Genomic DNA, 16,430 nt, shown 5'->3' with positions numbered 1-16,430 from the left:
GCCCCCAGCCTGCCAGCTGACGTCCTGTCAGCTGGTGAAGCTGGGCACCGCCGTGTCGTTCTTGAAGGCGTTGAAGACCTGGGTGGCCTCGCTCATGTTCCACTTCACCGCGTCGCCGGCCGGGGTCGAGTAGTTGGCGTCGGCGATCGGCACGGTGATGGTCTTGCCCTTGCCGCCCTGGACGCCCTTCATGGCGAAGAACATCGAGCCGAGGTCGGTCAGCCCGACGTTGTTGTCCACGGTGAGCAGCGACAGCCCGCTGTCCAGGGTGGGGTAGAGCACGAACGGGTCGAGCAGCGTCCCCGCCGAGGTGGCCTTGTGCGACAGCGCCGCCAGGAACTGCTGCTGGTGCTTCATCCGGGCGATGTCCTGGCTGGCCTCCTGGTGCCGCTCGCGGACGAAGGCGAGCGACTGGGTGCCGTTCAGGTCCTGGCAGCCGGCCTTGAGGTTGGCGCCGGAGGCCTTGTCCACGATCGCCTTGTCCAGGCAGAGGTGGATCCCGCCGAGGTCGTCCACCACGTTCACGAAGCCGGAGAAGCCGATCTCGGCGTAGTGGTCGATGCGCAGACCGGTGTTGAACTCGAGGGTCTTCACCAGCAGCGGGCCGTCGCCGAAGGCATAGGCGGCGTTGATCTTGTTCTTGGACTCCTTGTGCTGGACGCCCTTGCTGTCGGTCCAGGCCGGGATGGTGACATAGGAGTCGCGCGGGATGCTCATCAGCGTGTTCCCGTTGCTGCCGATGTGCAGGATCATCATCGAGTCGGTGCGCGAGCCCGCGGCGTAGCCGGTGTGCAGCGCCTGCTGCTGCGCCTTGGAGAGGCCCTGGCGGCTGTCCGAGCCGATGATCAGCCAGTTGGTGCCCTTGCCGGCCGGCGGCCGGCCGGCGTAGTCGGTCAGCACATTGACGTGGTTCAGCTTGGAGTCGGCCCAGACATAGCTGCCGACGCTGACCACCAGCAGCGTCAGCACCAGCGCGAACAGGGTGAACCTGATCTTGCGCCGCCGGGACCAGCGGGACCCGCCGCCGGTTCCGCCGGTGCCACCCGTCCCGTTTCCGCCGCGGCGCGGTCCGCGGGGGCCGGGGCCGCGCGGGTCCAGCTCGGGCGGCAGGCCGCCGGGGGCGCCGGGGTTCTCCTTGACGGTCGGGTTCAGCCCGTCAGGCCGCCCGTACGACTGCCCGGCCGCCTGCTGCGGCAGCGGCCGGCCCTGCTGGGAGCCCTGCTGCGGGGCCGGGCGCCGGGTCGAGCCGGGGCCGCGCGGGTTCAGCCCGGGCGGCAGCGGCGGCTCGGCCTGGTTGCCCTGGCCCTGGCTCGCCTGATTGGCCTGGTTGTACGCGGAGCTGCGGTAGCCGGGGGTGGACGGCATCTGCGGCAGCCCGCCGTACGCCCCGCCCTGCCCGGAGCCCGAGCCGTAGCCCGATCCCGAGCCCTGTCCCCGGCCGTCCGGCTCGCCCGGCCTGGTCGTACGAGTCTCCCAGCCGCTGATGTCCCGGCCGTTGCCGGCCGACCCCTCGTCCCAACCATCGCGCGTCGTCATGTGACTGAGGATGCCCTGCCGCAGCGGCCGGCAGGGGCCTCAAGCGGTCATTCTGGACACCTGTAGCAGTTTTGATGCACGCCGGTGAACGCTCCGTGTCAGTGGCAGATCACCGAGTCACCCCGCGAGGCGGCGATCGGTGCGGGCGACGGGGCCGCCGAGGCGGTCGGGTGGGCCGGGGTCGAGGGTGCCGCCGATGCCACGACCAGCGGCTTCACCGCGGTGAAGTCCTTGCCGAGCACCACCTGCATGGTGCCGCCCAGGCCGGTGACCGGGACCAGTTGCGCCCCCGGCAGCGCCGCCGCCAGGGTCCGGACCGACTCGTCCCAGCGCGGGTCGTAGCGGATGACGGTGCGGGCCGCGGTGTCCGCGCCGGGCGCGTTCTGGGCGGCGCCGGTGGTGCCGAAGCCGGCCGCGCGCAGCTGGGCGTCGGCCCTGGTGCCCAGGCCGGCCACCCCGGCCCCGTTCAGCACCTGCACCCGGACATGCCCCGGCGGCACGCTCACCGGGCCGGCCGCCGGGGCGCCGGCGGACGCTCCGGCGCCGGCCGGGGCGGTCAGCGGCTGGTCCTGGCGCAGCGCGTTGAACAGTGCGGCCGCCCGGGGCTGGTCCCAGAGCACGGTGGAGCCCCAGCCGGGCACCACATGGTTGAGGTCGGACAGCGGCACCGTGGCGAAGGAGGCCGAGGAGGGCCGCAGGTCCTTCAGCCGGGAGGCCAGCGCCAGCAGGTCCTTGCCGCTGAGCCCCTCGTCCGCCTTCACCGACTTCAGCACGGCCGAGGCGACGCTCTGCAGCCGGACCGGGTTGAGCAGGGTTCCGCTGCTGGTCGCCTGCTGGATGATCTGCGCCACGAACTTCTGCTGCCGCTGCATCCGGCCCAGGTCGGCGGTGGGGTCGACATAGCGGGCCCGGACGTACTTCAGCGCCTCCGCGCCGTCCAGCCTGGTGGTCCCGGCCGGCAGGTCGAGCCCGGACTTGGGGTCGCGCAGCGGCTTGGTGCTGCAGACCGGGACGCCGCCCAGGGCGTCCACGGTGCTGACGAAGCTGAGGAAGTTCAGCTGCAGGTAGTGGTCGATGTGCAGGCCGGTCGCCTGTTCGACGGTCGCCACCGTCAGCGGCGGCCCGCCCATCCCGTAGGCCGCGTTGATCTTTCCCTTCCCGGCCGGGACCTGCTTGCCGGTGGCCGGGTTCAGATGGGCCGGGATGTCGACATAGCTGTCCCTGGGGATGCTGACCACGCTGGCCCGGTCCCCCTGGGCGGAGAGGTGCACCAGCATGATGGTGTCGGTGCAGTGGCAGGACTCGCCGCCGGCGTGCAGCGACTGCAGGACCTGCGGCGGCACGCCCTCCCGCTCGTCGGTGCCGACCAGCAGGAAGTTCAGCGCGGCGTCGTCGGCCGGGCGGTGGTTCAGCCCGCCGAACACGTCCACCCGGCCGATCGAGTCGCCGACCCCGCTGACCACGGCGCGGCCCACCCCGCTGGTGGCCAGCACCGCGACCGAGAGCGTTCCGGCGAGCCAGAGGCCCCGGCGTCGGCGGTGGCGGCTGGTCGGGGCGGTGGGCCGGTCACGGCGGTCGGCAGGCATCCTGTGGATGGTAGGTCCGGGCGGCTCGGCGTCGGCGGAGCCGCTGCGGGGTGTCGCGTTTGTCCCTCCTTCGGGCCCCTCTCGGCCTCCCTGGTCTTGGCTTCAGGGCCTCGATTCAGCGCGGCACAGGCCCCGGCGGTACGGTTGCGGGCATATGAACGCGACCTCCGCCTCCGCCGCCCCCGCCGTCTCGGTGATCATGCCGGTGCTGAACGAGTCCAGGCACCTGCGTGAAGCAGTGCTGCGGATCCTCGAACAGGAGTACCCGGGCGACATCGAGGTGGTGATCGCCCTCGGCCCGTCCGCGGACGACACCGATCTGATCGCCGCCGCGCTGGTGGCGGAGACCGCCGGGACCGCCCGCGAGGTGCGTACCGTGCCCAATCCGACCGGCCGCACCCCGGCCGGGCTGAACGCGGCGATCCGCGGCTCGCGGCACCCGGTGGTGGTCCGGGTCGACGGCCACGGCCTGCTGACGCCCGGTTACATCGCCACCGCGGTCCGGCTGCTGGACCAGAAGGACGCCGCCAACGTCGGCGGCATCATGCACGCCGAGGGCGAGACCGACTGGGAGCGGGCCGTCGCCGCCGCGATGACCGCCAAGATCGGGGTCGGCAACGCCGCCTTCCACACCGGCGGCACCGCGGCCGCCGCGGACACCGTCTACCTGGGCGTGTTCCGGCGCGAGGTGCTGGAGCAGCAGGGCGGCTACAACGAGGAGTTCATCCGGGCCCAGGACTGGGAGCTGAACTACCGGATCCGCCAGGACGGCGGGCTGGTCTGGTTCACCCCCGAGCTGCGGGTGACCTACCGTCCGCGCCCCAGCGTCCGCACCCTGGCCCGGCAGTACCACGACTACGGGCGCTGGCGCCGGGTGGTCACCCGCTACCACCGCGGCTCGGTGAACCTCCGCTACCTGGCCCCGCCGGCCGCCCTGCTGGGAGTCGGCCTGGGCCTGGTCGGCGGCGTGCTGGTGCACCCGGTGCTGTTCGTCGCCCCCGGCGGCTACGCGGCGCTGATCCTGCTCGGCTCGCTGCGCGAGGGCCGGGGCCTCCCGCTCCGGGCCCGGCTGCAGCTCCCGGTGGCCCTGGCCACCATGCACATGGCCTGGGGCTGGGGATTCCTCACCAGCCCCAGGTCGCTGGCCCGCCGGGTGATCGCCAGCACGGCCCCGGCCGTCGGCTCCGTCGGCGACCGGGCCCGCTCCCCGCGCTGAGCCTGGAAAGGGTCGGGGCCGGTCACTCCTTGGCCTGGGGAACCTTGGGCGGGGTGCTGCCGGTCCAGGTGTAGATGGGCTTGCCGTTGGCGTAGTGCGCGGCCGTGTAGACCTGCATGCACGTGGTGGTGTCCGCCCCGTTCTGGAAGTCGGTCCCGGTCGGCAGCCCGGCCTTCGGCTTGGGCGCGGTGCTGTCGAAGTCGGTGCCCTTGGTCCAGTCGGTGCCGACCACCAGGACCAGGTGGCTGGCCGAGGCCGAGGGGCTCAGCGCGGACGCCCTGAGCCCGAGTGCGGCCTGGACGGCCTCGGCCTGCGCCTTGTCGGCGGTGGGGTACGTCAGCTTGGTGGGGCCGGCCGCGACGTAGCTGGTGTCCCGCTGCGCCTTGGTGAAGCCCTGGGACTTGAGGAAGTCCGTGATCTGCTGCCCGCGGCCGTCCACCGTGGCGTTCTGCACCGAGATGGCGACGGCGGCCTTCTGCTCCGGGGTGGCGCTGACCGTCGCCACCGGGCTGGGCGTCGGCGTCGCCGTGGTCGCGGTGGTGTTCTTGTCGAAGGGGACGTCGTTGCGGATCTGCGCGAAGATCTTGTCGGCGGCGGGCTGGGTCAGCAGGATCGGCTGGGCGCCGTTCACGGTGGGGCCGTAGTGCCAGGGGATGGTGACCGTGGTGACCCGCTCGGGCTTGACCGCGTTGAACTGGCTGGCCAGGCTCAGCATCCCGGTGATGCCGGAGTGCTTCAGCGGGAGGTCGACCTGCAGGGCCTTGGTCGCGGTGGTGGCGAGCTTGTTCATCTCGGGGATGTTGGTGAGCGTGCCCAGGCTCTTCATCTGACGGATCATCGAGTTGAGGTAGAGGTGCTGGGCGTGGGTGCGGCCGATGTCGGTGCCGTCCTCCCAGGCGTGGCGGGTGCGCAGCCACTCCAGCGCCTGCACGCCGGTGATCTTGCGGGTGCCCGCCGGGAAGACCAGGCCGGAGCCCTCCTCGTGCCGCACGCCCTGCGCGTCGGTGTAGACCTTGTAGTCGACCACGTTCTGCTTGGCGCAGACCTGGACGCCGCCGATGGCGTCGGCCATGTCCACGACGCCCTTGAAGTCCACCATGATGTAGTGGTCGATGCTGATGCCGGTGAGCTTCTGCCAGGTGTCCACGACGCAGCCGGGCCCGCCGTAGTTGAGGCTGGCGTTGATGAGCGTGTGCCGACCCTTGGGCGAGCCCTTGCAGTCGGCCAGGTCGACCACGGTGTCCCGGGGGATGCTGGTGATGGAGGCGTTGCTGCGGTCGGCCGAGAGGTGGACCAGCATCTCCACGTCCGCGCGGGCCAGGCCGCCGGCGGTGCTGCAGGCGCCGCCCAGGGCGCAGTCGGCGGCGGAGTCGCGGCCGTCCGAGCCGATGATCAGGATGTTGAGCGGGGTCTGGCCCTGCGCATTGGGCGTGGGCTTCGCCACGTTCGCCTTGGGGTCGATGCCCGAGTGCAGGTCACCGCCGCGGATATTGTCGTCGAGGTTCTTGATGTAGAGATAACCGCCGCCAGCGACGGCCACGAGCACCACGCCCATCGTGATGGACGTGTACTTGAGTATTCGTTTGCCGTGCGAGCCCTTTTTGCGCCGACTGGATTTGCCCGCTTTGCGTGCGGCGGCGCGCCCCCGGGTCGGGGCAGGGCTCCCGGTCTCATACGTCATATGGACAAACACCCCAAGATCAGCTCAGTGGCTGCCGTCTCCCCGGCGGCAGCATGAGCGGACTATATCTTTCCGAGATTCGGGGTTCATCTGGCGTTCTTGTGGTGAATGGCTTGGGAATCGGCATACCGATGGCGCGCGAACTGTTAAAAAAAGGACAGTTCCGGCGCTTTTCGTCACGGTGCGCGCACGGGATTGTGCTTTCCGTGGCTACCAGCCGTAGACCGGATTCACCTTGGCGCAGGCGCTCTCATTGCCGTTCTGTTGCTTCGCGGACGTAGGAACTGCCCCCGCCGCCGGGGTGACCACGGTGGGGTAGACGCTCCCGCTCGGCCAGTCGGTTCCCACCACGAGGGTCGGAAGAGTCACACTCCTGGACGGCCGCAGCGCCGCCTTCGGCAGGTGCAGCACGGCGGCCACCGCCTGGGCGGCGGCCCGCGCCGACGCGGGGTAGGAGAGCGTGGTGTCGCTCTGGTGGGCCGGCGCGTTCAGGCCGTTCCCGGTACGGGTGAAGCCCAGCGTGCGCAGCGCGTAGGTGAGCGACGCGGCCCGTCCTGGGATGCCGCTGCCGTTCTGGACGGTCAGCTTCACCTTGGCCGGCGCCACGGTGGCGACCGGCGCGGGCCGCGCGCTCGGCACGGCCGCGGCGGCGGTGAGCGGTCGGCCGTGCGCGTCCAGCGAGATGTCGCCGCGGACCATCGAGAACAACTGCTGGGCGTCCCCCGGCAGCGGGATCACCCAGGCCTTGGGGTTCTGCGGATCCGCCGCGTACGGCATGGTCACCGTGGTCAGCCGGTCCGGCTGGAGGTCCTTCAGCTGGTCCGCGAGGCCGGCCAGCTTGCCCACGCTGTCCAGGCCGTCGTCCACGGTCAGCGCCCTGGTCGCGGCGTCCGCCAGGGAGAGGATCTTGCCGGGGTCGGCCAGCGTCCCGGCCGAGCGGAGCCGGCGCAGCATCGCGGTCAGGTACATGTGCTGGGTCTGGGTGCGGTAGAGGTCGCTGCCGTCGCCGAAGCCGTGCCTGGTGCGCAGCCACTCCAGCGCCTGGACGCCCTTGATCACATGGTGGCCCTTGCTCAGCCGCAGATGGGAGTAGGGGTCGGCGACGTTCCCCGTGGTGCAGACCGGCACCCCGCCGATGGCGTCCGCCATGCTCACCACGCCGCCGAAGTCGACCATCATGTAGTGGTCGATGTGAATGCCGGTCAGCTGGTGCCAGGTGTAGACGGTGCAGCCGGGGCCGCCGTGCGACAGGCTGTCGGTGATCTGCTCGTGCGGCGACTCCGGGTACACCTTCCCGGTTTTGGGGTCGGTGCACTGCGGGATGTCGACCATGGTGTCGCGGGGGATGCTCAGCAGCGAGGCGTTGCTGCGGTCCGCCGAGACGTGCAGCAGCATCTCCACGTCCGCGTGCACCGGACCGCCCACCGAGCCGCGGGCGCCGCCCAGCTTCAGGTCGGCGGCGGTGTCCCGGCTGTCCGAGCCGATCATCAGAATGTTCAGGGCGCTGTGCCCGGCCGCGTCGTTGTGCGGCGTGCCCTGGTCGCCGAAGCTCAGCGCCCCGTGCTTGATATTGCTGTTCAGATACTGCACATAGCCCCAGGCTCCGGCGCCGCAGACCACCAGCAGCACACCGAGGCTGATCGCCAGCAGCTTGACCCGCCCGCGCGACCGCTTGCGGGGGCGCCGGCGGGGCGCCCCGGGCAGCGTTGATACCGGAACCCTGCGGCGGGGCTTGAGGTGGTCGGTGGTCATCGGCGGTGCCTGCCTTAGTGCGCTCGGGCGTGTCACCCGGAGCTCGGCACCGGGCTACTGGCTGCCGCAGCCCTCCGTCGCGCCGGCGGCCGGCGCGGAGGCTGCGAGGGAGGGGGCCGCGAACGGCTTGCCTATGCCGTGGAAGTCCTGACCCAGCGTCAGCACCATCCGCCCGATCGCATCGCTGGTCTTTCCGTCGCCGTGCAGCGCGGTCGCGGGCAGGCCCATCGCCGCGGCGAGGGTACGGGCCTGGTCCACATGGTTCGGCGCGTACACCAGCGTGGTGGTGGGCGCGGTGGCCGGCGCCGGGCCGCCGTTGCTGGAGCGCAGGAAGCCCTCCTTGCCGCTCTGCAGCCAGTTCAGCACCGACTCGGCCTGGCCGATGGTGCCGGTGCCGTTGAGCACCGTCACCCTGACGTTGATCGCGGTGGCCCGGCTGCCCTGCAGAAAGCTGCCGGACACGGGGGGCTCGGGGACCGGTCCGGTGGCGGCGGGGTGCGCGGAGCAGCTCGCCGACGGGCCGGTGCCCGCGACCGGGCCGGTGCCGGGTCCGTTCGCGGTGTTCGTACCGCCGCCGTGGTGCAGCAGCAGGTAGCCGCCGGTGCCGCCGACCGCGAGCAGGAAGCAGGCCACGGCGGCGACCCAGGGGCCGCTGCGCCGGTCGGCCCGCTCCCGGCGGCGTCCGGCCCGGCCGGGGGCGGCCTGGTTGCGGCCCGGGCCGTCCTGCTTCCGGCCCGCGGTGCGGGAGGCGCTGCGGGACGCGACGGTGCTGCCCACGGGGCTGGTCGGCGCGGGTACCGGGGCGGGCGGCGGAACGGGCTCGCCGGGCAGCCGCATCCGGTACTCACCCGTACGGGGGTCCAGCACCCAGAGGTCCGCGGCATCGGCGCTGTTGCCGCCTGTCCCGTATCCCGACTGCACGTGCTGCTCCACTCTGCTGGGCCTCGGACGTGTTCCACCCGAGTCGGCCACAGTAGCCGTTCACCCCATGAGTGTGGTGAGGAGCAGAGGTAAGTACGTCAGGATGAGCGGCGGACGCCGTCTCAGCTGACCCGGTGGGTCACCCGCTCCGAGGCGATCCGGGCCTCCATCGCCTCGTCCGCCAGCTTCTCGCTGTTGCGGCACAGCACCACCGAGGCGCCGGCCGCCAGCGGGGCGAGCAGCCCGCCGCCGAGCCCGGCCCAGTCGTCGAAGGACAGCGTGCTCAGCACCCGGTCGCCGGGGCTGAGCTCCATCCGGGACGCCTGCTCGGCGGCCAGCGACACGGACTGGGCCCGGTCAGCTGCTCCCCGTCGATCACCAGCGCCGGACGGTCCGGGTCCACCGGCGCGTACGGGACGAAGCGGTCGCCCTGGGCGGGCACCTCCGCCGCGTAGTCCAGGAAACCGGTCGGCAGCTCGGGGAAGCGTCCGCCCAGCGGCCGCAGCGCCAGGGCCACCCGCTCGCCGGGACAGGCCAGCGCGGCCTCCAGCGTGTCGGGGCCGCTGACCACCAGGTCGGCTTCGGCGGGGTCGCCGCCAGGACACACGGTCAGGCCCACCGACCAGCAGGCGAACAGCCAGATGGCGGTCTGCCAGTGCGCGGGCAGCAGCAGCGCGGCCCGGTCGTCGGGCGCTGCGGCGAGATCGTCCTGCAGCAGGTTGGCCGTCTTCGCCACCCAGTTGTCGAACGTCTTGACCGAGAGTTCGACTCTCTCTCCGGTCGCGTCGTCGTAGTAGGTGATCAGCGGACGGGCAGGGTCGGAGGCAAGGGCGGAGCGCAGCAGATCGGCGGGGGTCTCTGCGCCGCTGAGGGGTGTCTGGCTCATGGTGGGCTCCAGCCTATGCCCTGGGGTCAACGGGGTCGCGCACCTGTACGGCCGAAGCGTCCGCGCCGTCCGGCGGCGAGTCGGACAGGTCTACACCTTCCGGAAATTCCCGGCGTCCGCACGGGGCGGCCGGGGGCCGCCGTAGTCTGGCGTGGTGAATCTGACGGGTGGGGGCACTGTGGCGCAGGCCGTGCGGGTCTGGCGGCCGGAGGGCCCGCTCGACGTCCGCGCCACCATCGGCGTGCTCCGCTTCGGCCACCGCGACCCGGCCTACCGGGGGACCCCGGACGGCGCGCTCTGGCGCTGCTCCCGCACCCCGGGCGGCCTCGGCACGCTGCGGATCACGGTTCGCTCAGCAGCGGACCCGGCGGCTCCGGAGATCGAGGCCCAGGCCTGGGGCCCGGGTGCGGAGTGGCTGCTCGACCGGCTCCCGGCGCTGCTCGGCGCGGAGGACGACCCGGCGGCCTTCGACCCCTGCGGCCACCCGCTGCTGGCCGAGCTCCGTCGGCGCCACCCCGGGCTGCGGATCGGCCGGACCGGTCTGGTGATGGAGTCCCTCGTCCCGGCGGTGCTGGGGCAGCGGGTCACCGTGGGCGAGGCTCACGAGGCCTGGCGTTACCTGCTGCTGCACCATGGCGCGCCCGCGCCGGGACCGGCCCCGGCCGGGATGCGGATCACCCCGGCGGCCCGGGACTGGGCCATGATCCCGTCCTGGGAGTGGCACCGGGCCGGCGTGGACGGTCACCGCTCGGCCACCGTGGTCCGCGCCGCCCGGCTCGCGGCCAGGCTGGAGCAGGCCTCCGGCCTGGCCCCGGCCGAGGCCGCGGCCCGGCTGACGTCCGTCCCCGGCATCGGGGTCTGGACCGCCGCCGAGACCCTGCAGCGCAGCAACGGCGACCCGGACGCGGTCACCGTCGGCGACCTGCACCTCCCGAACACCGTCGGCTGGGCCCTGGCCGGGCGCGAGCGCAGCGACGACGCGATCATGCTCGAACTGCTGGAGCCCTACCGGGGGCACCGGCACCGGGTCTGCCGACTGCTGCGGATGACCAGCGTCCGCGCCCCGAGGCGGGCGCCGCGCTACGCCCCGATCGACTTCCGCGCGATGTGACCTCGGTCGCGTCGGCGGTTCAGCGGGTCCAGCGGGTTCAGCGGGTGACGATGAAGGCCTCGGCGTCCCTCGGCGCCCGCTCCGGCGCCGGAGCGGCCGGGTGGCCGACCGCGACCGCGCCCATCGGGTCCCAGCCCTGCGGCAGCTCCAGCACCTCGCGGACCACCTCGCGGCAGAACATGGTGGACGACACCCAGGCCGTCCCCAGACCCTCGCCGGACAGGGTGACCAGCAGGTTCTCCACCGCCGCGCCCATCGCCACCACGAACATCTCGCGTTCGGCGGCGGCCCTGGCGGCATCCGGGTAGTCGTGGGCGCCGTCGGTCACCAGGCAGGGCACCACCAGGTAAGGGGCATTGCGCAGCACGTCCCCGCGCCGGACCCGGGTGGCGACCCGGCTCTCGCTCCAGCCGTCGAGCTCCCGCAGATCCTGGTTCCAGGCCGCCAGCATGGCGTCCAGCAGCCGGGTCCTGGTGTCCGCGCTCTCGACCAGGACGAAGCGCCAGGGGGTGGTGTGGTGCGGCGCGGGCGCCGTGATCGCCGCCGCGACGGCGCGGCGGACGGCCGCACCGTCCACCGGCTCGGCCGTGAAGGCACGGACCGTGCGGCGTCCGGTGACGGCCTCCCTGACCGCCTCGGAGCTGCCGAGCCGGAACATGTCCTCGGCGGCCGAGCGGATCATCGGGCGGACGCCCGCGCCGTCCTCCCCGGTCACCAGGTGGCCCAGGCCGCGGACCACCGCGACCGGCCGCCCGCTGGTCTTGCCCTTCACCAGGTCCGCCGCCGCCGCGAGCTCGTCGGCGGTCGCGGTGACCGTCATCGCCAGCTCATTGCCGTGGGCGTCGACCCGGCCCCGGTGGTCCTCCAGCACGGTGATCCCGGCCGCGCCGATGGCGACGTCGGTGAGCCCGTTGCGCCACGGCCGCCCGAAGGTGTCGGTGATCACCACCGCGATCCGACGTCCCGTCAGCTCGCCGAGCCGCTTGCGCAGCGCGCGGGCCGAGGCGTCCGAGTCCTCCGGCAGCAGCAGCACGGTCCCTGACGGGGTGTTGGACGCGTCCACGCCGGCCGCGGCCATCACCATGCCCTGCCGGTTCTCCACGATCCTGGTCCGCCCGCGCCGGGCGACCACCCGGACCGTCTCGGCGTCGATGGCCGCCTCCCGGTCGCCCGCCTGGACGATCCGGCCCTCGGCCTTGCTGACGATCTTCGAGGTCACCAGCAGGATGTCGCCGTCCGCGAGGCCGTCGGTCGCGCCGTGCGCGACCCCGGCCACCAACTCGGCGAGGTCGTCACCCGGCCCGATTTCCGGCAGCCCGGCGAGGGCCCACACCGTGAGCTGGTCCGCAGCCGTCTCGGCCGCTGCTGGCTCGGTCACGAGCTCCGCACCGCTTCCGCGAACGCCAGTGCCGCCTGGGCCATCGCCGTGGTGGTGTCCACGTCGGTCATCCACAGCGGCACCGCCCGGCAGGGAATCCCGGCCGCCTCGACCTCGGCCACCGCGGCGGCGTCCGACTCGTCCACCAGCCAGCCGTCGATCAAGCCCGCCCGTCGCCCGCCGCCACCCTCGCTCGGGGCGCTCCGCGCCGCAGCCCTACTGCCGTAGTGCTTGGCAACCGCAGCCGCGGAGGTTTCCACCCCCACCGCTTCCAGCACCTTGTCCGCCATCCCGCGGACCGGCGCCCCGCCGATGATCGGGGAGAGGCCGATCACCGGGGCCGCGGCTCTTGCCACCGCCTGCCGGATCCCGGGCACGGCCAGGATCGTGCCGATGCTCACCACCGGGTTGGACGGCGGAAGATGATCACATCGGCCTCGGCGATCGCCTCCAGCACCCCCGGCGCCGGCTTCGCGGTCTCCGCGCCGACCGGGATGATCGCGTGCGCGGGGATCGTGGCGTGGTGCTTCACCAGTACTCCTGGAAGTGCACCGCCTTCCGCTCCCCGTCGACGTCGGTCAGCACATGCGTCTCGACCCGGTCGTCCGACATCGGGATCAGCCGGACCCCCGGCTTCCAGCGGTCGCACAGCGCCTCGGTGACCGCGCTCAGCGGGTAGTCCGCGGCCAGCATCTGGGTCCGCACGATATGGGTGGCGAAGTCCTTGTCGCCGAGGCCGAACCACTCCGGGCCGACCCCGTAGGCCTTCATCTCGGCCTTGATGGAGAAGGACTCGTCGGCCCGTCCCCAGCCCTGTTCCTCGTGGATTCCGCCCCCGAGGGTGTACATGACGGTGTCCAGGTCGGGACACACCTTCAACCCGAACAGGTGAATGTCGTCGCCGGTGTTCCCGATGACGGTGATCTCACCCCCGGGGCCGACCGCCTGCTTCAGGCCGCGCAGAAAGCGCGCGCCTCCGATTCCTCCGGCAAGTACCACGATGCGCATGGCGCCCATCCTCGCATCCGGCTCTGACCACCTTTCTTACGGACCCCTGACGGATCGTTCGCAACCCTCCCAAACCGGTCGCGGTCTGCTTTAGCGTCCCCTCATGGACGTCCTTCTCACCGGCGGCGCCGGCTTCATCGGTTCCGCGATCGCCACCCGACTCGCCGAGGCCGGACACCGGGTCCGGATCCTGGACGCGCTGCTCCCCGCGGTCCACCCGAGCCGGAAGCCACCGCTGTTCCCGGACGGCGTCGAGTTCCTGCACGGCGACGTCCGGGACCGGGTGATCGTCGAACGCGCGCTGCGCGGGGTCACCGCGGTCTGCCACCAGGCGGCGATGGTCGGCCTCGGCCTCGACCTGGACGACGCCCCCGAGTACGTCGGCTGCAACGACCTGGGCACGGCGGTGCTGCTCGCCGCGATGGCCAGGGTTGGGGTGGGACAGTTGGTCCTGGCCGGCTCGATGGTCGTCTACGGCGAGGGCCGCTACCGCTGCGCCGAGCACGGCGAGGTCGCCCCCGGCCCCCGCCGCACCGCGGACCTGGACGTGGGCCGCTTCGAACCGCCGTGCCCGCACTGCGGCGCGCAGCTCGCCTCCGAGCTGGTGGACGAGAGCGCCGCACCGGATCCGCGCAATGTCTACGCGGCGACCAAGCTGGCCCAGGAGCACCTGGCCTCGGCCTGGGCCCGGGCCACCTCCGGCCGGGTGACCGCACTGCGCTACCACAACGTCTACGGCCCGGAGATGCCCCGCGACACCCCGTACGCGGGGGTGGCCTCGATCTTCCGCTCGGCGCTGGAACGCGGCGAGTCACCCCGGGTCTTCGAGGACGGCGGCCAGCGCCGGGACTTCGTCCATGTCTCCGACGTGGCCTCGGCCAACCTCGCGGCGCTGGACGCGCTGGACGCGCTGGACGCGCTGGACGCGCCGGGGGAGTCGGGGCAGCCGGGGGAGCAGGGCGCGCTGGGGCAGCGCCCGCCGGGGAGTTCGCGCTGCTACAACGTGGGCAGCGGCACGGTGCACACCGTCGGCGAGATGGCCGCCGCGCTGGCCGCCGCCAGTGGCGGTCCCGATCCGGTGGTGACGGGGGACTACCGGCTCGGTGACGTCCGCCACATCACCGCCGACTCCACCCGGCTGCGCACCGAACTGGGCTGGCTCCCCGCGGTCGGCTTCGCGAGGGCATGACCGCCTTCGCCCACGAGCCCCTGCGCGGCTGAGGGCCGTTGCGCTGCTACGGGCTCCGCGCTTCGGGCTCAGCCGGCGGTGGCCGCCGCTGCCGCCGGCAGGGCGATCTCGAAGCAGCAGCCGCCGTGCACATTGCGGACGGACGCGTGCCCCGCGTGCGCCTCCACGATCCCGCGCACGATGGCGAGCCCGAGCCCCGCCCCGGTGTCGCCGTGGTGCTGCACCGCGCCGCCCCTGGTGGCCACCCCGGCCGCGCCGACCACCCGCGGGGTCCGCGCCGTCCCGCTGCGCCAGCCGGTCTCGAACACCCGGTGCAGGTCCTGCTCGTCGATGCCGCCGCAGCCGTCGGTCACCGACACCACCACCTGGCGCTCCTCCTGCCGGGCCGCGACGGCGACCGTGCCGTCCACCGGGGTCGAGCGGATGGCGTTGATCAGCAGATTGCCCAGCACCCGGGTGATCTCCCGGCTGTCCACCTCCACCGGGGCCGGCGCGATGCCGTCCCGACCAGGTGCACCCCGCGCTCCTGGGCCAGCGGGTAGGCGCCCGCTATGGCGTCGCCGACCAGGTCGTAGACCGAGACCCGGGACAGGCTCAGGGTGAGGGCCCCGGCCTGGATCCTCGACAGTTCGAAAAGGTCGTCCACCATCCCGGTGAGCCGGTCCACCTCGTGCCTGATCCGCGAGTGGTAGCGGGCCGGGTCGTCCGCCACCCCGTCCTCCAGCGCCTCGGCCATGGCCCGGAGGCCGGCCAGGGGGGTGCGCAGATCGTGCGAGATCCAGGCGATCAGCTCCCGCCGGGAGGACTCCAGCGCCCGTTCCCGCTGCCGGGACTCCGCCAGCCGCCCGCTGGTCGCCGACAGCTCGGAGCTCAGCGCCGCCAGCTCCGCGCTCAGCGGCTGCTCGGGGGCGGTGAAGCCGTCGTCGCTGCCGACCGTGCGGGCGGCCACGGCCAGGGCCCGGCTGCCGGCCACCACCTGGCGGCTGAGCAGCGCCGCGACGATCAGCGAGACCACGCAGCCCATCGACAGCACGATGGTCACCACCGCGTAGTCGTGCCGGTCCAGCAGCATCGCCTGGGCGACCGCGATGGTGCTCCCGGTCAGCGACACGGCGGTGACGGCGGCCACGGTGAACAGCGACAGCGCCAGTGAGCGGCGGCGCAGCAGCACGATGGCGGGCCAGCCGAGCAGCCCGGCCAGCACCGCGCCCAGCGCGGCGTAGCAGGCCATGGTCAGGAAGTCGCTCATGCCTCCACCTCACCGGCGGTGTCGAGGGCGGTGCCGGAGTCGGCGGCGGGGTCGGGGTCGGCCGCGAGGTCGGCGGTGGGGTCCGCGGTGGGGTCGAAGCGGTAGCCGACGCCCCAGACCGTGGTGATCAGGCGCGGTGCGGCCGGATCGTCCTCGACCTTCTCCCGCAGCCGGCGGACATGGACGGTCACCGTCGACATGTCGCCGAAGTCCCAGCCCCACACCTTGTGCATCAGCTCCTCGCGCCCGAAGGCGGTGCCCGGATGCTGGAGCAGGAAGGCCAGCAGATCGAACTCCCGGAGCGTGAGCGCCAGCTCACGCCCGGCGCGGTGGGCCCGGCGCGCGCCGGGGTCGAGCGTCAGGTCCCCGGCGCGCAGCAGCTCGGGGAGGGCGCAGCCTCGTCCGGCGCGCCCCCGGAGACCGTGCTGCGGCGCAGCACCGACTGGATCCGCAGCACCAGCTCACGCGGCGAGAAGGGCTTGGTCACATAGTCGTCCGCGCCCAGTTCCAGACCGGTGATCCGGTCCTGCTCGTCGCCCTTGGCGGTCAGCATCACCACCGGGACGTGCCGGGCCACCGGGTCGGCGCGCAGCCGCCGGCAGACCTCGAGGCCGTCGATCTCGGGCAGCATCAGATCGAGGACGACCAGGTCGGGCCGGGTCGCGGCGGCCTGCTCCAGCGCGGCGCGGCCGTCCTCCGCGCGCTCGACGGTGTAGCCGGCGTGGAGGAGGTAGCGGGCGACGACCTCGGCGACGGTCGGGTCGTCGTCGACGACGAGGATGTGGGATGGGGGCACCTCTTGAGAGTAGAAGCCCGCGAGCTGCCCCGATCCGGTCCGGCCGGTCCCGTAGGACTTCTGTAAGGAGGAGTCGGGGGTTTTGTCCCCCTTGTCGCTCCTACCGTGATCCCATGACGAA

General features: G+C 72.9%; 8 protein-coding genes and 5 pseudogenes. 3 read left to right on the top strand and 10 right to left on the bottom strand.

Annotation, left to right across the window (positions count from 1 at the left end; all coding sequences use genetic code 11):
- Positions 1 to 27: 27 nt before the first annotated feature.
- The gene (locus ACXKR8_RS19120) at positions 28 to 1,536 is read right to left on the bottom strand and encodes an LCP family protein (protein WP_458274110.1); all 1,509 of its coding nucleotides are present in this window, start codon (positions 1,534 to 1,536) and stop codon (positions 28 to 30) included.
- Positions 1,537 to 1,634: 98 nt separating this feature from the next.
- Positions 1,635 to 3,122, bottom strand: coding sequence for an LCP family protein (locus ACXKR8_RS19115; RefSeq protein WP_458274109.1), 1,488 nt, complete (start codon positions 3,120 to 3,122; stop codon positions 1,635 to 1,637).
- A gap of 154 nt (positions 3,123 to 3,276) precedes the next feature.
- Between ACXKR8_RS19115 and ACXKR8_RS19110 the strand changes: the two genes are divergently transcribed.
- Positions 3,277 to 4,338: a glycosyltransferase family 2 protein gene (locus tag ACXKR8_RS19110; protein ID WP_458274108.1), complete on the top strand. Its 1,062-nt coding sequence runs from the start codon at positions 3,277 to 3,279 to the stop codon at positions 4,336 to 4,338.
- 22 nt (positions 4,339 to 4,360) lie between these two features.
- Here ACXKR8_RS19110 and ACXKR8_RS19105 read toward each other — a convergent pair whose 3' ends face one another.
- The 4 genes and pseudogenes from ACXKR8_RS19105 to ACXKR8_RS19090 form a co-directional block, all read right to left on the bottom strand.
- Positions 4,361 to 5,884 carry an LCP family protein gene (locus ACXKR8_RS19105; protein ID WP_458274107.1) on the bottom strand — a complete coding sequence of 508 codons (1,524 nt, stop codon included), beginning with the start codon at positions 5,882 to 5,884 and terminating at the stop codon, positions 4,361 to 4,363.
- A 345-nt stretch (positions 5,885 to 6,229) separates the two neighbouring features.
- Positions 6,230 to 7,771, bottom strand: coding sequence for an LCP family protein (locus tag ACXKR8_RS19100; protein WP_458274106.1), 1,542 nt, complete (start codon positions 7,769 to 7,771; stop codon positions 6,230 to 6,232).
- A gap of 54 nt (positions 7,772 to 7,825) precedes the next feature.
- Positions 7,826 to 8,692: a LytR C-terminal domain-containing protein gene (locus tag ACXKR8_RS19095; RefSeq protein WP_458274105.1), complete on the bottom strand. Its 867-nt coding sequence runs from the start codon at positions 8,690 to 8,692 to the stop codon at positions 7,826 to 7,828.
- A gap of 122 nt (positions 8,693 to 8,814) precedes the next feature.
- A pseudogene (locus ACXKR8_RS19090) lies at positions 8,815 to 9,578 on the bottom strand (TIGR03089 family protein).
- Positions 9,579 to 9,756: 178 nt separating this feature from the next.
- Here ACXKR8_RS19090 and ACXKR8_RS19085 point away from each other — a divergent pair.
- Entirely contained in the window at positions 9,757 to 10,689 is a 933-nt protein-coding gene (locus ACXKR8_RS19085; RefSeq protein WP_462100595.1) for a DNA-3-methyladenine glycosylase family protein, read from the top strand.
- Between the two features lie 37 nt (positions 10,690 to 10,726).
- Here the strand turns inward: ACXKR8_RS19085 and ACXKR8_RS19080 are convergent, their stop codons facing one another.
- Positions 10,727 to 12,067 carry a coenzyme F420-0:L-glutamate ligase gene (locus tag ACXKR8_RS19080; RefSeq protein WP_458274102.1) on the bottom strand — a complete coding sequence of 447 codons (1,341 nt, stop codon included), beginning with the start codon at positions 12,065 to 12,067 and terminating at the stop codon, positions 10,727 to 10,729.
- Positions 12,064 to 13,075: pseudogene (gene cofD, locus ACXKR8_RS19075) on the bottom strand (2-phospho-L-lactate transferase). The gene ACXKR8_RS19080 and the pseudogene cofD overlap by 4 nt, the downstream one beginning before the upstream one ends.
- Before the next feature lie 103 nt (positions 13,076 to 13,178).
- Between cofD and ACXKR8_RS19070 the strand changes: the two are divergent.
- A pseudogene (locus tag ACXKR8_RS19070) lies at positions 13,179 to 14,296 on the top strand (NAD-dependent epimerase/dehydratase family protein).
- Positions 14,297 to 14,332: 36 nt separating this feature from the next.
- Here the strand turns inward: ACXKR8_RS19070 and ACXKR8_RS19065 are convergent.
- Positions 14,333 to 15,513: pseudogene (locus tag ACXKR8_RS19065) on the bottom strand (sensor histidine kinase).
- A pseudogene (locus ACXKR8_RS19060) lies at positions 15,510 to 16,294 on the bottom strand (response regulator transcription factor). Before ACXKR8_RS19060 ends, ACXKR8_RS19065 begins: the two co-directional pseudogenes overlap by 4 nt.
- Between the last annotated feature and the right edge of the window lie 136 nt (positions 16,295 to 16,430).

It is taken from the genome of Streptacidiphilus sp. PAMC 29251, assembly GCF_054208735.2.
This window is presented reverse-complemented; position numbering and strand designations above follow the sequence as displayed.

Bases quoted from the DNA above. Each gene is read 5' to 3' on its own strand.
- ACXKR8_RS19120 (WP_458274110.1), bottom strand. From the start codon at position 1,536: ATGACGACGCGCGATGGTTGGGACGAGGGGTCGGCCGGCAACGGCCGG.
- ACXKR8_RS19115 (WP_458274109.1), bottom strand. From the start codon at position 3,122: ATGCCTGCCGACCGCCGTGACCGGCCCACCGCCCCGACCAGCCGCCAC.
- ACXKR8_RS19110 (WP_458274108.1), top strand. From the start codon at position 3,277: ATGAACGCGACCTCCGCCTCCGCCGCCCCCGCCGTCTCGGTGATCATG.
- ACXKR8_RS19100 (WP_458274106.1), bottom strand. From the start codon at position 7,771: ATGACCACCGACCACCTCAAGCCCCGCCGCAGGGTTCCGGTATCAACG.